19 protein-coding genes are annotated in these 18,822 nt (G+C 61.4%); 10 read left to right on the forward strand and 9 right to left on the reverse strand.

The window, feature by feature from the left end; genetic code table 11:
- Window positions 1-32: 32 nt before the first annotated feature.
- Window positions 33-1,433 carry a glycoside hydrolase family 1 protein gene (locus KHQ24_RS12500; protein WP_065905314.1) on the forward strand — a complete coding sequence of 467 codons (1,401 nt, stop codon included), beginning with the start codon at window positions 33-35 and terminating at the stop codon, window positions 1,431-1,433.
- A 53-nt stretch (window positions 1,434-1,486) separates the two neighbouring features.
- On the opposite strand, the gene flhA is transcribed toward KHQ24_RS12500, so the two are convergent.
- From flhA to hypA, 6 genes are all read right to left on the reverse strand, one after another.
- Window positions 1,487-3,559: a formate hydrogenlyase transcriptional activator FlhA gene (flhA, locus tag KHQ24_RS12505; protein WP_004205639.1), complete on the reverse strand. Its 2,073-nt coding sequence runs from the start codon at window positions 3,557-3,559 to the stop codon at window positions 1,487-1,489.
- 235 nt (window positions 3,560-3,794) lie between these two features.
- Window positions 3,795-4,805: a hydrogenase expression/formation protein HypE gene (gene hypE / locus KHQ24_RS12510; protein ID WP_004205640.1), complete on the reverse strand. Its 1,011-nt coding sequence runs from the start codon at window positions 4,803-4,805 to the stop codon at window positions 3,795-3,797.
- Window positions 4,802-5,923, reverse strand: coding sequence for a hydrogenase formation protein HypD (gene hypD, locus KHQ24_RS12515; protein ID WP_048325494.1), 1,122 nt, complete (start codon window positions 5,921-5,923; stop codon window positions 4,802-4,804). The genes hypE and hypD overlap by 4 nt, the downstream gene beginning before the upstream one ends.
- Complete coding sequence (locus tag KHQ24_RS12520; RefSeq protein WP_020805096.1) at window positions 5,923-6,195, reverse strand: HypC/HybG/HupF family hydrogenase formation chaperone; 273 nt, start codon at window positions 6,193-6,195, stop codon at window positions 5,923-5,925. Before KHQ24_RS12520 ends, hypD begins: the two co-directional genes overlap by 1 nt.
- Entirely contained in the window at window positions 6,186-7,058 is an 873-nt protein-coding gene (gene hypB, locus KHQ24_RS12525) for a hydrogenase nickel incorporation protein HypB (RefSeq protein WP_017899634.1), read from the reverse strand. Before hypB ends, KHQ24_RS12520 begins: the two co-directional genes overlap by 10 nt.
- A 3-nt stretch (window positions 7,059-7,061) precedes the next feature.
- Complete coding sequence (hypA, locus tag KHQ24_RS12530) at window positions 7,062-7,406, reverse strand: hydrogenase maturation nickel metallochaperone HypA (RefSeq protein WP_004205644.1); 345 nt, start codon at window positions 7,404-7,406, stop codon at window positions 7,062-7,064.
- 210 nt (window positions 7,407-7,616) lie between these two features.
- Between hypA and hycA the strand changes: the two genes are divergently transcribed.
- The 9 genes from hycA (at window position 7,617) to hycI (ending at window position 15,422) form a co-directional block, all read left to right on the forward strand.
- Window positions 7,617-8,066: a formate hydrogenlyase regulator HycA gene (hycA, locus tag KHQ24_RS12535; RefSeq protein ID WP_004205645.1), complete on the forward strand. Its 450-nt coding sequence runs from the start codon at window positions 7,617-7,619 to the stop codon at window positions 8,064-8,066.
- 82 nt (window positions 8,067-8,148) lie between these two features.
- The gene (locus KHQ24_RS12540; RefSeq protein ID WP_004205646.1) at window positions 8,149-8,757 is read left to right on the forward strand and encodes a 4Fe-4S dicluster domain-containing protein; all 609 of its coding nucleotides are present in this window, start codon (window positions 8,149-8,151) and stop codon (window positions 8,755-8,757) included.
- Window positions 8,754-10,580 carry a formate hydrogenlyase subunit 3 gene (gene hycC / locus KHQ24_RS12545; RefSeq protein WP_211777302.1) on the forward strand — a complete coding sequence of 609 codons (1,827 nt, stop codon included), beginning with the start codon at window positions 8,754-8,756 and terminating at the stop codon, window positions 10,578-10,580. Before KHQ24_RS12540 ends, hycC begins: the two co-directional genes overlap by 4 nt.
- Window positions 10,581-10,582: 2 nt before the next feature.
- Window positions 10,583-11,506: a respiratory chain complex I subunit 1 family protein gene (locus KHQ24_RS12550; protein WP_004205648.1), complete on the forward strand. Its 924-nt coding sequence runs from the start codon at window positions 10,583-10,585 to the stop codon at window positions 11,504-11,506.
- 17 nt (window positions 11,507-11,523) lie between these two features.
- Window positions 11,524-13,233 (forward strand): formate hydrogenlyase subunit HycE, encoded by a 1,710-nt coding sequence (gene hycE, locus KHQ24_RS12555; RefSeq protein ID WP_004205649.1) that lies wholly within the window; start codon window positions 11,524-11,526, stop codon window positions 13,231-13,233.
- A gap of 9 nt (window positions 13,234-13,242) precedes the next feature.
- The gene (locus KHQ24_RS12560; RefSeq protein WP_048325491.1) at window positions 13,243-13,785 is read left to right on the forward strand and encodes a formate hydrogenlyase complex iron-sulfur subunit; all 543 of its coding nucleotides are present in this window, start codon (window positions 13,243-13,245) and stop codon (window positions 13,783-13,785) included.
- A complete protein-coding gene (locus tag KHQ24_RS12565; protein WP_002914891.1) occupies window positions 13,785-14,552 on the forward strand; it encodes an NADH-quinone oxidoreductase subunit B family protein in 768 nt (255 codons plus the stop codon). The genes KHQ24_RS12560 and KHQ24_RS12565 overlap by 1 nt, the downstream gene beginning before the upstream one ends.
- Window positions 14,549-14,959, forward strand: coding sequence for a formate hydrogenlyase maturation HycH family protein (locus tag KHQ24_RS12570; protein ID WP_004205651.1), 411 nt, complete (start codon window positions 14,549-14,551; stop codon window positions 14,957-14,959). The genes KHQ24_RS12565 and KHQ24_RS12570 overlap by 4 nt, the downstream gene beginning before the upstream one ends.
- Window positions 14,952-15,422, forward strand: a complete 471-nt coding sequence (gene hycI, locus KHQ24_RS12575; protein WP_114508399.1) for a hydrogenase maturation peptidase HycI — start codon at window positions 14,952-14,954, stop codon at window positions 15,420-15,422. Before KHQ24_RS12570 ends, hycI begins: the two co-directional genes overlap by 8 nt.
- A gap of 11 nt (window positions 15,423-15,433) precedes the next feature.
- Here hycI and KHQ24_RS12580 read toward each other — a convergent pair whose 3' ends face one another.
- The 3 genes from KHQ24_RS12580 to ascF all read right to left on the reverse strand — a co-directional run bounded on the left by KHQ24_RS12580 (window position 15,434) and on the right by ascF (window position 18,809).
- The gene (locus KHQ24_RS12580) at window positions 15,434-15,727 is read right to left on the reverse strand and encodes a SymE family type I addiction module toxin (RefSeq protein ID WP_064178262.1); all 294 of its coding nucleotides are present in this window, start codon (window positions 15,725-15,727) and stop codon (window positions 15,434-15,436) included.
- Between the two features lie 188 nt (window positions 15,728-15,915).
- Window positions 15,916-17,340, reverse strand: a complete 1,425-nt coding sequence (locus KHQ24_RS12585) for a 6-phospho-beta-glucosidase (protein ID WP_064178263.1) — start codon at window positions 17,338-17,340, stop codon at window positions 15,916-15,918.
- 26 nt (window positions 17,341-17,366) lie between these two features.
- Entirely contained in the window at window positions 17,367-18,809 is a 1,443-nt protein-coding gene (ascF, locus tag KHQ24_RS12590) for a PTS cellobiose/arbutin/salicin transporter subunit IIBC (RefSeq protein WP_211777303.1), read from the reverse strand.
- Window positions 18,810-18,822: the final 13 nt, after the last annotated feature.

Here is an 18,822-nt window from a genome sequence, read left to right on the forward strand (position 1 = left end):
ACGGGCGCAGCCTTTTTTCGAAAGGAGAGGTTATGCAGCAGTATCAGTTTCCGCAAGGGTTTCTGTGGGGGGCGGCGGCGTCCGGCCCGCAAACGGAAGGGGTCACCAATAAGCGCCATCGTTCCATCTGGGACAGCTGGTTTGCTGAACAGCCGGAGCGATTTTATCAACAGGTAGGGCCGCAAACCGTGTGTGATACTTATCATCAGTATCCGCAGGACGTGGCGCTGATGAAACAGACCGGCTTCAACTCGTTTCGAACCTCGATTCAGTGGTCACGACTGATCGCGGATTTTGAAACCGGCGCGCCGGACCCGGACGCGGTGCGTTTTTATCACGCCTATCTTGATGAGATGATCGCCAACGGCATTGAGCCGATGATCAATCTCTACCATTTTGATATGCCGGAGGTGCTGCAGAAACAGTACGGTGGCTTTGAATCGGCGCACGTAGCAGAGCTGTTTGCCCGCTTTGCCCGCACCGCCTTTAACCTGTTTGGCCATAAGGTTAAATACTGGATAACCTTCAACGAGCCGATTGTACCGGTTGAGGGAGGCTACCTGTACGACTTCCACTATCCGTGTAAGAAAGATGGCCGGCTGGCGGCGCAGGTGGCGTTTAACATTATGCTGGCGCATGCCAAAGCGGTAACGGCTTATCGTGAACTGGCGCTGGCGGGCGAGATCGGCGTGGTGCTCAACCTGACTCCGAGCTATACGCTCACCGACAGCGACGCGGATAAAAAGGCCGCCTGGTATGCCGACCTGTTTTTTAACCGCAGCTTCCTTGACCCGCTGGTAAAACATGAATTCCCTAAAGCGCTGTGCAAGATCCTCGCCGCCCACGACTGCCTGCCGACGACCAGCAAAGACGACGTGGCGTTGATCCTCAGCGCGGAGATCGATTTTCTTGGGGTGAACTATTACGTGCCGCGGCGGGTAAAAGCGCGTGAGAGCGAATATGACCTCGATTATTTCACCCCGGAATACTATTTCGAAAACGCGGTGAACCCGCAGGGCCGCTTTAACCCCTATCGTGATAACAACGAGATCCTGCCGCAGGCTATTTACGACATTGCCGCCAATATTCGTGAAAACTACGGCAATATTAAGTGGTATCTCGCGGAAATCGGTATCGCGATGGATCGACAATCAGAGGGAGAGCCCGGGGCGGACGGGGTCATAGACGATACTTTCCGCATTCAACTGATGGAAGAGCATCTGGTGCAGCTGCACCGCGCTATTGCCGACGGCGCGAACTGCTTTGGCGTGCATCAGTGGACGTTTATCGACAACTGGTCGTGGATCAATGCCTTCAAACGGCGCTACGGCTTCTGGCGACTGGATCTGGATACCGGCGAGCGACAGATAAAACGCAATGCGCTGTGGTTTGCCGAACTGGCGACCAGCAACGGTTTTACCCGCGACAAATAGCGCGCTGCGCCAGCGCTCCCTCCTGGCGGCGCGCAAAGAGGGAGCGTGCGAGGCTACACCAGTTCGTCTTTATTAATGCCCAGCCGCTTCATGCGCGACAGGAGCGTGGTGCGCTTCAGCCCCAGCCGCTGGGCGGCGCCCTTCGGCCCGGCCACCACGCCGTTGCTCTCCTTCAGCACCCGGACGATCAGTTGATATTCATCTTCGCCTTCCTCAGGCAGGACCTCTGGCGACCGCGGAGGCTCGACGATATCCCGCTCCGGCAGGGAGAGCTGCAGCACGTTGCCGCGGGTCAGCAGGACCGCCCGTTCGATGACGTTTTCCAGCTCGCGCACGTTGCCCGGCCACTCCATGCGCGTCAGGGTGCGCAGGGTTTCCGCCGGGATGCTGTCGATATTGCGTCCCATGCGGCGGGCGATTTTGAAGGTAAACGCCTTCACCAGCAGCGGGATGTCGTCGGGACGCTCGCGCAGCGGCGGCAGGTGGATCGGGAACACGTTGAGCCGGTAGTAGAGATCGCTGCGGAATTCCCTGTCGATAACCATTTGCTTGAGATCGCGGTTGGTGGCGGCGATCAGTCGGACGTCGGTCTGGATCAGCTTGTTGCTCCCCAGGCGTTCGAACTCCTGCTCCTGGAGGACGCGCAGCAGCTTGGGCTGCAACTCCAGCGGCATATCGCCCACTTCATCAAGGAACAGGGAGCTTTTGTCCGCCAGTTCGAAGCGGCCGATACGCTGGGCGCTGGCCCCGGTAAACGCGCCGCGTTCGTGGCCGAACAGATCGCTCTCCAGCAGCCCGGCGGGCATCGCGGCGCAGTTCATCTTCACCATCCGCCGACTGTTTCGTCCGCTGAGGTTATGAATGGCGCGGGCGATAAGCTCTTTACCGGTGCCGGTTTCGCCGAGGATCAGCACGGTGCTGTCGCTGTGGGCCACCATCTCGACCTGCTTGAGCACATTGTTCATCGCCTCGCTGCGGCCGATGATCTCCCCGAATTCGCTCTCGACATTGTTGAGCTGCTCGGTGAGGGCGAGGTTCTCATCCACCAGTCGCTCTTTCAGGCGCTGAATTTCGCGGTAGGCGAGGGCGTTATCGATAGCGATCGACACCCGCTCGGCGATCTGCCGCAGCAGCTTGAGATTGGTGGTGGTAAACACCTGTTCGTCGCACTGCGCCAGCTTCAGCACGCCGAGCAGGGTGTTGCCGGACATCAGCGGCAGCAGGCACAGGGTCTGGATCTTGTTGCCCCACATCTCGAAGAGCATTTTCTCGTACGGCGCGAGAGTGTCATGCTCGTGCAGGTTAAGCAGCAGCATCTCTTTGCTTTTGAACACCCGCTCGGTGAGGGTGCCGGCTTCATCCACCTCGCTCTGGTCGTGAACCGGATGGCTGGCGTCAAGATAGTGGGTGGAATAGATGTTGAGCTTCCCTTTGCGGTTGCTGCGCAGCACTACGCTGATGGCATCGATCCGGAAGTAGCGATGGATCTCTTTCGCCACCTCGCTGACCAGCTCGTCGATATCCAGACGCGAGAGGACCGCGTTGGTGATCGCCACCAGGATGCGAAAGTTGTCGCGCTCGTGGCACAGCAGATCGTAATCGACGTTGTTGCTGACCCGGTTCTGAATCTGCTCGGTGACCACGGCGACGATCTGCGCAAAGGTATGCAGCCGCTGGAACTCTTTCTCGCTCCATGGCCGGTTGTCACGACGCAGAAATTCGCAACCGCCGAAGATCCGCCCGTCGGCCGCCAGCGGCAGCAGCGAGTAGTACCCGAACGGGCGATAGATCCCGCTACGGATAAGCTGCGGCCAGGTGTCGGCAAAGGTCTCATGATCGCAATGCAGGGCATCCGGCCGGGAGAGTAAGCGGCGCACCGGACCGTGGGCGAGCACGGTTTCATCTTCGTAGCTCACCGGCTGGCCTGCCTCATCGCAGGCGTATCTGGCCGCGCGGTGGTTGCCTGCGTTCCACAGGATAATGGCCGCTTCGTCGGCCAGCGCGGACTGTTGCACCAGGCGGGTCAGGGTTTCGCTCAGCGCAGCCAGATCGGGCTGCTGTAATAAAAGCCGGGTGATATCAAACAGACCCTGCTGGCCGAGATCGCTCATCGGTGTATACGACATGGCTTACATCCAAAACGCGCCGGCAACGCGGCGCATAAGAAAATGATGGTACAAATAATAGTATGTTAATAAGGCGGTTGTGACCGCCGTTAACCCATCCGTGGGCGACCGCTGGTTTGGGCTTGATACTCATGCTGGCTTTTCCCGGCTTACGCTGCGCTTAGCCGGGCTACAAGTGCGCGGAGTTTTGTAGCCGGATAAGGCGCCAGCCGCTAACCGGGCCCCGACGCCGTCGTTAACAAATTCTCGGCAGCGGCTCGGCGTGGGGAAGATCGAGCGTCCGCTTCACGCCGTACAGCCCGACAGAACGCACCCCCGGGCGGGCGACCACCTCGCCGATTATCGCCGCCTCGCATCCCAGGGCGTGAGACCGTAGATGCGTCAGCACATTTTCCGCTTCTTCGCGGGCGACGGCGATCACCAGCTTGCCTTCATTGGCGAAGTTCAGGGCGTCCAGTCCGAGTAGCTCGCAGACCCCGCGCACGGTGTCGTTGACCGGCAGCTTTGCCTCGTGCAGTTCAATGCCGCAGCCGCTGGCGACGGCGAACTCATGGGCGACGGCGTTGACGCCGCCGCGGGTGGCGTCGCGCAGGGCTTTTACGCCGCGCAGCGGCCGCAGGGTTTGGATCAGCGGCGTCAGCACCGCGCAGTCGCTGGACAGCGCGCCGTCGAGCCCCATCTGCTCACGCAGATTAAGGATGGTGGCGCCATGATCCCCCAGCGTGCCGCTGACCAGCAGCACATCGCCGGCGCTGATCTGCTGCGTCCCCCAGCGAACGTCCGCCGGGATGGCGCCGATGCCGGCGGTGTTGATAAACAGCTTATCCGCCGCGCCGCGCGGCACCACTTTGGTATCGCCGGTGACGATGGCGATCCCTGCCGCCCGAGCGGTATCGGCCATGCTGGCGACCACCGCTTCCAGGGTAGTGATCTCCAGCCCCTCTTCGAGAATAAACCCGCAGGAGAGATAGCGCGGGATGGCGCCGCTGACCGCCACGTCGTTGGCGGTACCGCAGACGGCCAGCTTGCCGATATTGCCGCCGGGAAAGAACAGCGGGTCAATCACATAGCTGTCGGTGGAGAAGGCGAGGCGATCCCCCTGAGCGGCAAGCGCCGCCAGATCGAGGCGCGCCTGATCCTCCTGCTCCGCCAGCCAGGGGTTGGCGAAAGCCTGCATAAACAGGTCGCCGATCAGCTGCTGCATTGCCTGACCGCCGCTACCGTGGGCTAACTGGACGCTTTTCATGCTTCATATTCCTGACTGCGATATTGATACCAGGCGGCGCAGGCCCCTTCCGAGGAGACCATCAGCGCGCCAAAGGCGCTTTGCGGATTGCAGGTGCTGGCGAAGAGCGGGCACTGGTGCGGTTTACAGCGACCGGTCAACACCTCGCCGCAGCGGGCGCGCGGGTCGTCGCACACGCGCTGCGGCGCCGGGCGGAAATGGGCCTCGGCATCGAAGCGCTGATAGGCCGGCGTGAGGCGCACGCCGGAGTCGCTGATGACCCCCAGACCGCGCCATTCGCTGTCGCCATCAAGGCAAAACACGTCGGCCATCGCCGCCTGCGCCAGCGGGTTGCCGGCATCCGGCACCACGCGACGGTACTGATTTTCCACTTCGCTACGCTGCGCTATTGTCTGCTCAACCAGCATCACCGCGCCTTGCAGTAGATCAAGCGGTTCGAAACCGGCGACCACTAACGGGCGATGATAGTTGCTGGCGATAAAGCCGTAGGCTTCGGTGCCGATCACCATACTGACGTGGCCGGGGGCGAGAAAGGCGTCGATACCGTTGTCCGGCTGATCCAGCAGACTGCGCAGGGTCGGCAGCAGGGTGATGTGCTGACAGAAAAAGAAGAAGTTTTCGACGTTGCGCTCCCGCGCCTGACGCAGGGTGAGGGCGGTGGCGGGCATGGTGGTTTCGAAACCAAGACCGAAAAAGACCACCTCACGCTGCGGGTTTTGCTGCGCCAGCCGCAGGGCGTCCATCGGCGAGTAAACGATGCGAACATCGGCGCCGCTGGCTTTCGCCTGCAACAGTGAGCCGTTTTTGCCCGGCACGCGCATGGCGTCGCCGAAGGTACAGAAGATCACCCCCGGGCGGCTGGCAATCTCAATGCAGGCGTCGATGCGCCCCATCGGCAGGACGCATACCGGGCAGCCGGGCCCATGAATAAATTCAATATTCTCCGGCAACAGCTGGTCGAGACCGAACTTAAATATGGCATGGGTATGGCCGCCGCAGACCTCCATAATGCGCAGCGGACGCTGCGCGGTGTGCGGCAGCAGATGGGCACGCTGCTGAAGATGGGCCACCAGCTGCATGACCTGCTCGGGGGCGCGGTATTCGTCAACGTAACGCATTATCGCTCCTCGCCGTACAGCAGGGCGCCGACGTCCGGCTCCACGTCAAACATATTTTGCAGCGCCTCGAGCGTATCGCGCGCTTCGGCTTCATTGATCACGCTCATGGCGAACCCGACGTGCACCAGCACCCACTGGCCGAGACGCGGCTGACCCTGCTCGTCAACGGCGCCCACCAGCGTCAGGTCAACGTCGCGCTGAATGCCACAGACTTCCACCTTCGCCAGCACGCCGTTGATGGCGCAAATTTGTCCCGGAATGCCTATGCACATCGTTGCGTCTCCAGCCAGGTGAGCCACTGGTCCATGCCTTCGCCGCTGGTGGCGGAGAGGAGGATAATTTCAATATGCGGATTGACCTCGCGGGCGCAGGCCAGGCATTTACCGACGTCGAAATTGAGATACGGCAGCAGGTCGACCTTGTTGAGCAGCATCAGGCTGGCGGCGGCGAACATATGCGGATACTTCAGCGGCTTGTCTTCGCCTTCGGTGACCGACAGCACCGCCACCTTATGGCGTTCGCCGAGGTCGAAGCTCGCCGGGCAGACCAGGTTGCCGACGTTTTCAATAAACAGAATGCCGTGGTCAGCCAGCGGCAGGCGCGGGGCGGCGTCGGCGATCATCTGGGCGTCGAGATGGCAGCCTTTCCCGGTGTTGACCTGGATCGCCGGAGTGCCGGTGGCGCGAATGCGGGCGGCGTCATTGACCGTTTGCTGGTCGCCTTCGATCACCGCGCAGTCGGCACGCCCTTTCAGCCGGGTGAGGGTTTCGGTGAGCAGGGTGGTTTTGCCGGAGCCGGGGCTGGAAACCAGATTCAGCACCAGCTGCTGCTTTGCCGCAAAGCGCGCGCGGTTGCGCGCCGCCAGGCGGTTGTTTTTATCCAGCACGTCGATTTCCACTTCCAGCATCCGCCGCTGGCTCTGGCCCGGGGCGTGAGTCCCCGCTTCGCCATGGCCGTAATGCAGATCGCCCTCTGTCGTGCGGGTGGGGGCGAAGTGGTCAGTTTTGACGCCGGTGATGGTCATCGTCTGGCGTGGGGCGGGCGCGAAGGGGGCGCTGCGGAACGCGGAATGCGGGTTTCGTTCGTCTCCTTCAATATAGAGGTTGCCTTCGCCACAGCCGCATGTCGTACACATAATTTACTCCAATTCTAAACGCTGAATCTGTAAGCCGTCATCCGCCACGATCTGTAGCTGGTCGTTATTGCAGTGCGGGCAGCGGCGGACGTGCTGCGAGACAAGATGGACGTACTGCTGACAGCGTTCGCACCAGCATTCAGCCTGTTGTTCGGCGATATGCAGTTCACACCCCTCCGCCAGCGTGCCGCGGCAGACCAGCTCAAAGCAGAAGGTTAGGGCGCTGGCTTCGACGCAGGAAAATGCCCCGACCTTAAGCCACACGCCGGTCACCCGTCGCGCGCCGGCCTGCTGCGCCTGTTGTTCAATAATTTCCAGCGCCCGCTGGCTGAGGGTAATTTCGTGCATAGTCGCCTCCGTATCGCGATGCGCCTTTTATGCAATAACGATGCCAGAACAGACTCATGGCGGTGGGAAATGTCGATGACGACGCGCCGGGGCTGTCATCGACATGTCGCGTCGGCAGGAGGTAAATATAAAAACATAATTAAATCAAATAAATAAAATGTGGCACGGAAAATGCTTAAACGGTGCATCTCATGCTACGGAGAAACCGATATGACTATTTGGGAAATAAGTGAAAAGGCGGATTACATCGCCGACCGTCACCGGCAGCAGCAGGAGCAGTGGCATATCTACTGTAACTCGCTGGTTCAGGGGATCACCCTGTCGAAAGCCCGCCTGCATCACGCGATGAGCTGCGCGCCGGACAAAGAGCTGTGCTTCGTGCTGTTCGGCCATTTTCAGGTGTTCGTCGCCCTGGCGGAAGGCTTCAACAGCCACACCATCGAATACTACGTCGAAAACAAAGGCGGCGGTGATAAGTATCTGATTGCTCAGGCCACGCTCGCCGCGGATGGCACGGTGGACGGGCGGATCAGCAACCGCTCCCGCGACCAGGTGCTGGAGCACTATCTGGCGATTATCGCCACCGTCTATGACCGTCTGTACGACGCCATGGAGCAAGACCAACCGGTGGACTTAAGCCATCTGGCTCTGACCCACTGATCGCAAGGTGTCGACATGTGTCGAAAATGACACCTGCGCAACCTGATTTCGTCAAAAGTGACTTTCACCCGAGGATGACCCGGTGAACCGTTTTGTAATTGCTGACTCCACTGTCTGTATCGGCTGCCGCACCTGCGAAGCCGCCTGCTCTGAGACGCATCGCCAGCATGGCCTGCAGGCGATGCCGCGGCTGCAGGTGATGCGTAATGAAAAAGAATCGGCACCGCAGATGTGCCACCACTGCGAAGACGCCCCCTGCGCCGCTGTCTGTCCGGTTAACGCCATCCAGCGCGTCGATGGCGCTGTCCAGCTCAACGAGAGCCTGTGCGTAAGCTGCAAACTGTGCGGCATCGCCTGCCCGTTTGGCGCGATCGAATTTTCTGGCAGCCGTCCGCTGGATATTCCGGCCAATGCCAATACCCGACTGGCGCCCCCCGCGCCGCCGGCGCCGGCCCGCGTCAGCTCGCTGCTCGACTGGGTGCCTGGGGTGCGCGCCATTGCCGTGAAATGCGACCTCTGCCACTTCGATGACCAGGGCCCGGCCTGCGTGCGGACCTGCCCGACCAAAGCGCTGATGCTGGTGGATAGCCGTGATATCGCCCTGGCCAGCAAGCGTAAACGCCAGCTGACCTTTAATACCGACCTTGGCGACTTGTCGCTGTTCCAGGCGCAACAGGGGGAGAGGGAATGAGTGTAATTGGATTAGTCAATCAGGCGGTGACATGGTACGCCGCCAGCGCCGTGCTGGCCTTTGTGTTTGCCATGCGTAAACCGCTCAGCGGCGCCATTGCCGGGATCGGCGGCGCGGTGGCCAGCGCCATGCTGGTGGTTGCCGGCGGCGCTGCGCTGTTGATGCCGGATCGGATCCACGGCGGCATGCTGCAGTTTCTCCATCTGACGATGCGGGTGGGCGGCGTGAACGCCCTGTGGCTGCTGGCCATTGGCCTGTCGGCGCTGCCGGTGTCGCTGTTTAACATTAGCTGGCATCGCCACCCGCAGGTGAAGGCCAACGGCCTGCTGGTCAACCTGCTGCTGGCCGCCGCCACCTGTGCGGTGGTGGTGACCAATATCGGCTCGCTGGTGGTGATGGCGGAGATCATGGCGCTCTGCGCGGCGTTTCTCACGGGCTGCGCCGCCTCCGGCAAGCTGTGGTTTGCCCTGGGTCGTCTCGGCACGTTGCTGATGGCCTGGACCTGCTGGCTGGTGTGGTCGACCTACGGCACCCTCGAGCTGGCGCAGATCAATCTTCAGGCGGTGGATATGATGCAGAGTCCGCTGCTGTGGCTGCCGGGGCTGGCGGGGTTCGCCCTGCTGGCGGGGGCTATCCCGCTGCACGGCTGGGCGCCGCAGGCGCACGCCGGGGCCAGCGCGCCGGCCGCCGCGCTGTTTTCCACTGTGGTCATGAAGGTCGGTCTGTACGGCATGTTAACCGTTTCGCTGGCCGGCGGCGTGCCGCCGCTGTGGTGGGGCGTGATGCTGCTGGTGCTGGGGATGATCACCGCCTTTATCGGCGGGCTGTATGCGTTGATGGAACATAACATTCAGCGCCTGCTGGCCTATCACACCCTGGAGAACATCGGCATTATCCTGCTGGGGCTGGGCGCCTTCGTCACCGGCGTGGCCACCCGCAACAGCACGCTGATGGTGCTGGGTTTCATCGGTGGCATGTATCACCTGATTAACCACAGCCTGTTCAAAACTACGCTGTTCCTCGGCGCCGGGGCGGTGTGGTTCCGCACCGGCCATCGCGATATCGAGAAGCTGGGCGGCATCGGTAAAAAAATGCCGCTGATCTCCCTCGCCATGCTGGTGGGGCTGATGGCGATGGCGGCCCTGCCACCGCTGAACGGCTTCGCCGGCGAGTGGGTTATCTACCAGTCCTTCTTCAAAATGAGCACCAGCGACCTGTTTATTGGCCGTCTTCTGGGGCCGCTGCTGGCGGTCGGCCTGGCGATCACCGGCGCGCTGGCGGTGATGTGTATGGCCAAAGTCTATGGCGTCACCTTCCTCGGCGCGCCGCGGAGCAAAGAGGCGGAAAACGCCACCTGCGCCCCCTGGCTGATGACCCTGAGCGTGGTCATGGCGGCGGTCTTCTGCCTCGTTGGCGGCATCGCCGCGCCGTGGCTGCTGCCGCTGGTGAGCGGTGCCTTCCCGCTGCAGGCCCAGGTGTCGAGCGTGGTGTCGCAGCCGATGATCGCGCTGCTGCTTATCGCCTGCCCGCTGCTGCCGTTCTTGCTGATGATCTTCTTTAAAGGCGATCGCCTGGCGGCGCGCTCGCGCGGCGCGGCCTGGGTCTGCGGCTACGATCACGAACAGTCGATGGTGGTCACTGCCCACGGTTTCGCCATGCCGGTGAAAGAGGCCTTTGCGCCGCTGCTGAAGCTGCGTCACTGGCTGAATCCGGTGCGTCTGGTGCCGGGCTGGCAATCGGCCTCGGCGCCAACGCTGCTGCGCGGAATGGCGCTGGTTGAGCTGGCGGTGCTGGTGGTGATTGTCATTTCGCGAGGAGCCTGAGAATGAGTTTGTTAATTGCATTGCTACAGGCGCTGGCGCTGTTTGCCGTCGCGCCGCTGTTATCCGGGATCGTTCGCGTCGCCCGCGCGCGGCTGCATAACCGCCGCGGTCCGGGCGTGCTGCAGGAGTATCGGGATATCCTGAAACTGCTGGGCCGCCAGAGCGTCGGTCCCGACGCCTCGGGCTGGGTGTTCCGCCTGACGCCGTACGTCATGGTGGGCGTGATGCTGACCATCGCCACCGCCTTGCCGGTGGTGACGGTGGACTCTCCGCTGCCGGTGCTTGGGGATCTCATCACCCTGATCTACCTGTTCGCCATCGCCCGTTTCTTCTTCGCGATTTCCGGTCTGGACACCGGCAGCCCATTTACCGCGCTGGGCAGCAGCCGCGAAGCGATGCTCGGCGTGCTGGTGGAGCCGATCCTGCTGCTGGGCCTGTGGGTCGCCGCACAGGTCGCCGGCTCGACGCACATCAGCACCATTACCGATACCCTTTATCACTGGCCGGCAGCGCGCAGCATTCCATTGATTCTGGCGCTGTGCGCCTGCGCCTTCGCCACCTTTATCGAGATGGGCAAACTGCCGTTCGATCTGGCGGAAGCGGAGCAGGAGCTGCAGGAGGGGCCGCTTTCCGAGTACAGCGGTAGCGGCTTTGGCATCCTGAAGTGGGGCATCAGCCTCAAACAGCTGGTGGTGCTGCAGATGTTTGTCGGGGTCTTTTTCCCGTGGGGCCAGATGACCAGCTTCAGCGTCGGCGGCCTGCTGCTGGCGCTGGTGGTGGCCGTCGTCAAGCTGGTGGTGGGCGTGCTGATCATCGCGCTGTTCGAGAACAGCATGGCGCGTCTGCGTTTTTGTGCCACCTCCCGCGTCACCTGGGCCGGGTTTGGTTTTGCCTTTTTAGCCTTCGTCTCCTTGCTGGTGGCGTGATTTAAGAGAGTTTGAGCATGTCTGAAGAAAAAATCGGTCAACACTATCTTGCGGCGCTGCACCAGGCCTTTCCGGGCGTGGTGCTGGACGAAGCCTGGCAGACCAAAGACCAGTTAACCATCACCGTGAAGGTCAATTACCTGCCGGAAGTGGTGGAGTTTCTCTACTACCAGCAGGGCGGCTGGCTGTCGGTGCTGTTCGGCAACGATGAACGTAAGCTGAACGGCCACTACGCGGTCTATTACGTGCTGTCGATGGAGCAGGGCACCAAATGCTGGATCACCGTACGCGTGGAAGTGGACGCCAACAAACCGGAATACCCGTCGGTGACGCCGCGCGTGCCGGCGGCGGTGTGGGGCGAGCGCGAAGTGCGCGACATGTACGGCCTGGTGCCGGTCGGCCTGCCGGACGAACGCCGGCTGGTGCTGCCGGACGACTGGCCGGACGAACTCTATCCGCTGCGTAAAGACAGCATGGACTACCGCCAGCGTCCGGCGCCGACCACCGACGCCGAAACCTACGAGTTCATCAACGAGCTCGGCAGCAAGAAAAACAACGTGGTGCCGATCGGCCCGCTGCACGTCACTTCCGATGAGCCCGGCCATTTCCGCCTGTTCGTTGACGGTGAGAACATTATCGATGCCGATTACCGTCTGTTCTATGTCCACCGCGGCATGGAGAAACTGGCGGAAACCCGCATGGGTTATAACGAAGTGACTTTCCTGTCTGACCGCGTGTGCGGCATCTGCGGCTTCGCCCACAGTACCGCTTATACCACTTCGGTGGAGAATGCGATGGGCATCGTGGTGCCGGAGCGGGCGCAGATGATCCGCGCCATTCTGCTGGAGGTGGAACGCCTGCATTCGCACCTCCTGAACCTTGGTCTGGCCTGCCACTTCACCGGCTTCGACTCAGGCTTTATGCAGTTCTTCCGCGTGCGCGAAACCTCGATGAAGATGGCGGAGATCCTCACCGGCGCGCGTAAAACCTACGGTCTGAACCTGATCGGCGGGATCCGCCGCGACCTGCTGAAAGAGGACATGATCCAGACCCGTCAGCTGGCGCAGCAGATGCGTCGCGATGTGCAGGAGCTGGTGGATATGCTGCTCAGCACCCCGAACATGGAGCAGCGCACCGTCGGCATTGGCCGGCTGGACCCGGAAATCGCCCGCGACTTCAGTAACGTTGGCCCGATGGTGCGCGCCAGCGGCCACGCCCGCGATACCCGCGCCGACCATCCGTTCGTCGGTTACGGCCTGCTGCCGATGGAGGTTCACAGCGAGCAGGGCTGCGACGTGATATCCCGCCTCAAGGTGCGGATCAACGAGGTTTATACCGCGCTGAACATGATTGATTACGGTCTCGATAACCTGCCCGGCGGTCCGCTGATGGTGGAAGGGTTCACCTATATCCCGCACCGCTTCGCGCTGGGCTTCTCCGAGGCGCCGCGCGGCGACGATATCCACTGGAGCATGACCGGCGACAACCAAAAACTGTACCGCTGGCGCTGCCGGGCGGCGACCTACGCCAACTGGCCGACCCTCCGCTACATGCTGCGCGGCAACACCGTTTCCGATGCGCCGCTGATCATCGGCAGCCTCGACCCGTGCTACTCCTGTACCGACCGCATGACCGTGGTCGATGTACGCAAGAAGAAGAGCAAAGTGGTGCCGTACAAAGAGCTGGAGCGCTATAGCATCGAGCGTAAAAACTCGCCGCTGAAATAAGGAATCGCCATGTTTACCTTTATTAAAAAAGTCATTAAGACCGGCACCGCGACGCACGCCTACCCGCTGGAGCCGATGCCGGTAGATAAAAACTTCCGCGGCAAGCCGGAGCATAACCCGCAGCAGTGTATCGGCTGCGCGGCCTGCGTGAATGCCTGCCCATCGAACGCCCTGATGGTCGAGACCGATCTGGCCACTAACCAGCTGGCGTGGCAGTTCAACCTCGGGCGCTGCATCTTCTGCGGCCGCTGCGAAGAGGTCTGCCCGACGGCGGCGATTAAGCTGTCGCCGGAGTATGAGCTGGCGGTGTGGAAGAAAGAGGATTTCCTTCAGCAGTCGCGCTTCGCTATCTGCCACTGCCGGGAGTGCCAGCGGCCGTTCGCGGTGCAAAAGGAGATCGACTACGCCATCGCGCTGCTCAAGCATAACGGCGATACCCGCGCCGAGCTGCACCGCGAAAGTTTCGAAACCTGCCCAGAATGCAAGCGCCAGAAATGTCTGGTGCCGTCCGATCGTATTGAACTGACCCGCCACATAAGGGAGGCCAGCTGATGAGCACTTTACTTGGCCCGCGCGATGAAAACGGCATTCCGGTGCCAATGACGGTGGATGAATCCATCGCCAGCATGAAGGCCTCGCTGCTGAAGAAAATTAAACGTTCGGCCTACGTCTACCGCGTCGACTGCGGTGGTTGTAACGGTTGCGAAATCGAAATCTTCGCCACCCTTTCGCCGCTGTTCGACGCTGAACGCTTCGGGATTAAGGTTGTGCCTTCGCCGCGCCATGCCGATATCCTGTTGTTTACCGGGGCGGTGACCCGCGCGATGCGCTCCCCGGCGCTGCGCGCCTGGCAGTCGGCGCCGGATCCGAAGATCTGTATCTCCTACGGCGCCTGCGGCAACAGCGGCGGCATCTTCCACGACCTGTACTGCGTCTGGGGCGGTACCGATAAAATCGTACCGGTCGATGTCTATATTCCGGGCTGCCCGCCGACGCCCGCCGCCACCCTGTACGGCTTCGCCATGGCCCTCGGCCTGCTGGAGCAGAAAATTCACGCCCGCCTGCCGGGCGAGCTTGACGAACAGCCGACCGAGCTGCTGCACGCCGATATGGTACAACCCCTGCGGGTGCGTATCGATCGCGAAGCGCGGCGTCTGGCGGGCTATCGCTATGGCCGGCAGATTGCTGACGACTATATGCGTCTGCTCGGCCAGGGCGACAGCCAGGTGCTGCGCTGGCTGGAGGCGGAAAAAGATCCGCGTCTGACCGAGATCGTCACCCATCTCAACCAGGTGGTCGAGGGGGCGCGTATCCGATGAGCGAGACGGTGGTGTTCAGTCAGCTGAGCCGTAAATTTATTGATGAGAACGACGCCACGCCGGATCAGGCGCAGCAGGTGGTCTATTACAGCCTGGCGATTGGCCACCACCTCGGCGTTATCGACTGTCTTGAGGCGGCGCTGAGCTGCCCGTGGGAGGCGTATCTGGCGTGGATCGCCACCCTTGAGGCCGGCAGCGCCGCGCGGCGCAAAATGGAGGGCGTGCCGAAGTATGGCGAGATCGTCATCGACAGCAGCCACGTGGCAATGCTGGCCAACGCCTTTGATAAAGCGCAGTCCACGCAGACCCCGCAGCAGCAGGCGTGGAGCAAAGCGATGCTCAGCATGCTGCATGATATTCACCAGGAGAGCGCCATCTATCTGATGGTGAGGAGATTACGTGACTAACGTTTTACTCTGTGTTGGCAACAGTATGATGGGCGACGACGGCGCCGGCCCGCTGCTGGCGGAGATGTGCGCGGCGAACCCGGCCGGCCAGTGGGTGGTCATCGACGGCGGCAGCGCGCCGGAAAACGACATCGTGGCGATCCGTGAATTACGCCCCGAACGCCTGCTGATTGTTGATGCCACCGACATGGGCCTTAACCCCGGCGACATTCGCGTCATCGACCCCGACGACATCGCCGAGATGTTTATGATGACCACCCATAACATGCCGCTCAACTATCTGGTCGATCAGCTGAAAGAGGACGTCGGCGAGGTGATCTTCCTCGGCATTCAGCCGGATATCGTCGGTTTTTATTATCCGATGACCCAGCCGGTGAAAGAGGCCGTTGCCCGGGTATACCAGCAGCTGGCAGGCTGGCAGGACCACGGCGGCTTTGCCCGGCTGGAGGCCGCAGACGATTAACCCTGCGGCGATCAGGGCTCCCCGACGGCGCACGACTGGCCTGCCGGGAGCCCCGTTACCGGCGGCGCCAGCTCAAGATTCTCTATCACTAATTTACCGGGCGACACCGAGACTCTGACCTGCGTGCCGACCGGAAATCCCGCCTGCTCCAGCCAGTCGCCGTTCAGGCTCAGGGCCGCGTGGCGGGTGTAGCGCCGCGTCTCCCGCGTTTTGCGGTTCTCATGGCGTTTTCTGACATAACCCACGGTTAACTGGCGAATGGCCCTGACGATCCCTCTGGCTGCGGGGGGATGCTGTGCGTTCATGATTTGCTCCTTGCTGAAGATACCCCTGAAAATATACTGGATAAAATACCAGTTGTTGTGAACGGGAGGCAAACCAGAAACTGGAATCAGGCTCGAGAAAAAAACATGTAATGGATGCAACAGAAAGCAGACGCCCGTCCCCCGGCCCCCGGCCAGCGCAGGGAGACGGGCGAGCGCCGGAGACGCGCTTAGTCGAGGTCGGCGCCGTTGCTGGCTATTACCTTCTGGTACCAGAAGAACGACTTTTTACGCTTGCGCGCCAGCGTGCCGTTGCCGGCGTCGTCGCGATCGACATAGACAAAGCCGTAGCGTTTGCTCATCTCGCCGGTTGACGCCGAGACCAGATCGATACAGCCCCAGCTGGTGTAACCCAGCACCGGAATACCGTCGCCGATGGCGTCGCGCATCGCCTTGATGTGCTCGCGCAGGTAGCTGATACGATAATCGTCATTGATCTCGCCCCTGGCGTCGATCTCGTCCCGGGCGCCGAGCCCGTTTTCCACCAGGAACAGCGGCTTCTGATAGCGGTCGTACATCATGTTCATGGTGATGCGCAGACCCAGCGGGTCGATGCCCCAGCCCCATTCGCTGGCCGGAATGTGCGGGTTCTTCAGCGACTTGACGATATTGGCGGCATTGGTGTTGCTGGCGTTCATCTCCGCCGAGGCGCAGCGTGAGGCGTAGTAGCTAAAGGAGACGAAATCGACGGTGTTTTTGAGGATCTCGTCATCGCCCGGCTGCTTCGCAATGGTGACCCCCTTTTCCCGGAACACCCGCGCGGCCCACACCGGGTAGGCGCCGCGCGCCTGGACGTCAATAAAGAACAGATTTTCGCGGTCCTTCTCCAGCGCCATCCAGACATCTTCCGGCTTGCAGGAGTAAGGGTAGAAATTACCGCCCGCCAGCATGCAGCCGACCTGATTTTGCGGGTTTATCTCGTGGGCGATTTTTGTCGCCAGCGCGCTGGCCACCAGCTCGTGATGCGCGGCCTGATACTTCACCTGCTCCTGGTTTTCTCCCGCTTCAAACACCAGACCGGCGCCGGAGTAGGGGCTGTGCAGCATGATGTTGATTTCATTGAAGGTGAGCCAGTATTTCACCAGACCGTCAAAAGCTTCAAAGCAGGTGCGGGCGTAGTGGCTAAAGAAATCCACCATTTTGCGGTTGCGCCAGGAGCCGTACTCCATCACCAGGTGCATCGGCACGTCAAAATGGCACAGCGTGACCAGCGGCTCGATACCGTGCTTTTTGCACTCTTCGAACAGCGAGCGATAGAAGGCGATGCCCTGCGGATTCGGCTGCTGCTCGTCGCCGCGCGGGAACAGGCGGCTCCAGGCGATGGAGGTGCGAAAGACGCTGAACCCCATCTCCGCCATCAGGGCGATATCTTCCTTGTAGCGGTGGTAGAAATCGATCGCCTCGTGGCTGGGGTAGAATTCGTCTTCGCGAAGCGTGAAGCGCTTCTCCAGGCCTAATTTTACCGGCAGACGGTGGGCGCCGTGGGGGAGGGTATCCACGGTGGCCATCCCTTTCCCCCCTTCGCGCCATGCGCCTTCAGACTGGTTGGCGGCCAGTGCGCCGCCCCATAAAAATCCCTGTGGGAAACTCGCCATGCGTTACCTCGTTATCAATGATGTGTTCAGGCGTGGGTTGCCTGGGCCTGGGCCTGGCGCGCTCGGGCGTCGGCGGCGGCCTGTTCAACGGGAATATCTTCAAAGCCGAGGATCAGCGTCAGGGCAAACGACAGCACTACCGACAGCGCCATCACGCCAAACACCCAGACGATGGTCATTGGATTGGCTGGATCGAAAAACTGCACGCTGGTGAACAGCCCCGGCGCCGCCATCGAGTGGCTGGCCAGTCCGGCGAAACCCGCCACCGCGCCGCAGATAAAGCCGCTGATCAAGCTGGCGATCAGCGGGCGTTTCAGGCGCACCGCCACGCCGTACAGCGCCGGTTCGGAAATCCCGGCCAGAATCGCCGATGCCGCGGCGGCCAGCGCCGTCTGGCGCAGTTCCGGGTTTTTGGTTTTCCACGCCACCGCCAGCGAAGAGCCGCCGAGCGACAGGTTAGCGCCGATCTCCGACGGCATTACCATGCCCTCTTTGCCGGTTTCGGCGATGGTCTGAATGATGGTCGGCGTAAAGACCCGGTGCATGCCGGTCATCACCAGTAGCGGCCACAGCCCGCCCATGATCGCCACCGACAGCCAGCCGAGATAGCTGTGGATCGTATAGACCAGCGCGGAAATGGCGCTGCCGATCCAGATGCCGAGCGGGCCAATCAGCAGGATCGCCAGCGGGGCGGCGATCAGCACGATCAGCATCGGCTTAAGGAAGTTTTTCGTCACCGCCGGGGTAATGCGATCCACCCAGCGTTCGATATACGACAGGCACCAGGTCATCACCAGCGCCGGGATCACCGTGTAGGTGTATTTCACCGCGGTCACCGGGATAAAGGCAAATTCAACATGTTCGCCCTGAGCGGCTTTGGCCATTAATTCGATAAACCCGGGATGCACCAGCACCCCGGCGATAGCGATGGCCAGCGACATATTGGTTTTGAATTTCACCGCCGCGGAGGCGGCCACCATCAGCGGCAGGAAGAAAAATGCGCCGTCGCCGATAAGCGTCAGGAGGGTCAGCGTCGGCGAGCCTTTCGGCAACGCGCCGCTCATCTCAAGGATCATTGCCAGCAGCTTGACCATCGATCCGCCGATAATCGCCGGGATCAGCGGCGACATGGTGCCGATCAGCGCGTCAAGGATCCCGGCGCCGATGCGTTTCAGGGTGACCGGCGCTTTGCCCTGCGGCTCGACCGGGCGCAGGTCGCCGGGCAGCAGATTCACCACCTCGCGATAGGCCTGTGAGACCGTGTTGCCGATGATCACCTGGCACTGGTTATCGCTGCGCACGACGCCGAGCACCCCGGTCAGGCCTTTCAGTGTAGGGCTATCGACCTGTTCGTTGTCTTTGACCACGAAACGCAGACGAGTCATGCAGTGGGTCACGGCGACGACGTTATCGACTCCGCCTAATGCCGCGACTATCTGTTGCGCCAGGGCTGCATAATTTTTCGACATCGGATTTTATCCT

Origin of the sequence: Klebsiella sp. 54, from assembly GCF_018223875.1 — a bacterium.
In the GTDB taxonomy this organism is placed as follows: domain Bacteria; phylum Pseudomonadota; class Gammaproteobacteria; order Enterobacterales; family Enterobacteriaceae; genus Klebsiella; species Klebsiella quasipneumoniae.

Bases quoted from the DNA above. Each gene is read 5' to 3' on its own strand.
- KHQ24_RS12500 (WP_065905314.1), top strand. From the start codon at position 33: ATGCAGCAGTATCAGTTTCCGCAAGGGTTTCTGTGGGGGGCGGCGGCG.
- flhA (WP_004205639.1), bottom strand. From the start codon at position 3,559: ATGTCGTATACACCGATGAGCGATCTCGGCCAGCAGGGTCTGTTTGAT.
- hypE (WP_004205640.1), bottom strand. From the start codon at position 4,805: ATGAAAAGCGTCCAGTTAGCCCACGGTAGCGGCGGTCAGGCAATGCAG.
- hypD (WP_048325494.1), bottom strand. From the start codon at position 5,923: ATGCGTTACGTTGACGAATACCGCGCCCCCGAGCAGGTCATGCAGCTG.
- KHQ24_RS12520 (WP_020805096.1), bottom strand. From the start codon at position 6,195: ATGTGCATAGGCATTCCGGGACAAATTTGCGCCATCAACGGCGTGCTG.
- hypB (WP_017899634.1), bottom strand. From the start codon at position 7,058: ATGTGTACGACATGCGGCTGTGGCGAAGGCAACCTCTATATTGAAGGA.
- hypA (WP_004205644.1), bottom strand. From the start codon at position 7,406: ATGCACGAAATTACCCTCAGCCAGCGGGCGCTGGAAATTATTGAACAA.
- hycA (WP_004205645.1), top strand. From the start codon at position 7,617: ATGACTATTTGGGAAATAAGTGAAAAGGCGGATTACATCGCCGACCGT.
- hycC (WP_211777302.1), top strand. From the start codon at position 8,754: ATGAGTGTAATTGGATTAGTCAATCAGGCGGTGACATGGTACGCCGCC.
- KHQ24_RS12550 (WP_004205648.1), top strand. From the start codon at position 10,583: ATGAGTTTGTTAATTGCATTGCTACAGGCGCTGGCGCTGTTTGCCGTC.
- hycE (WP_004205649.1), top strand. From the start codon at position 11,524: ATGTCTGAAGAAAAAATCGGTCAACACTATCTTGCGGCGCTGCACCAG.
- KHQ24_RS12560 (WP_048325491.1), top strand. From the start codon at position 13,243: ATGTTTACCTTTATTAAAAAAGTCATTAAGACCGGCACCGCGACGCAC.
- KHQ24_RS12565 (WP_002914891.1), top strand. From the start codon at position 13,785: ATGAGCACTTTACTTGGCCCGCGCGATGAAAACGGCATTCCGGTGCCA.
- KHQ24_RS12570 (WP_004205651.1), top strand. From the start codon at position 14,549: ATGAGCGAGACGGTGGTGTTCAGTCAGCTGAGCCGTAAATTTATTGAT.
- KHQ24_RS12580 (WP_064178262.1), bottom strand. From the start codon at position 15,727: ATGAACGCACAGCATCCCCCCGCAGCCAGAGGGATCGTCAGGGCCATT.
- KHQ24_RS12585 (WP_064178263.1), bottom strand. From the start codon at position 17,340: ATGGCGAGTTTCCCACAGGGATTTTTATGGGGCGGCGCACTGGCCGCC.
- ascF (WP_211777303.1), bottom strand. From the start codon at position 18,809: ATGTCGAAAAATTATGCAGCCCTGGCGCAACAGATAGTCGCGGCATTA.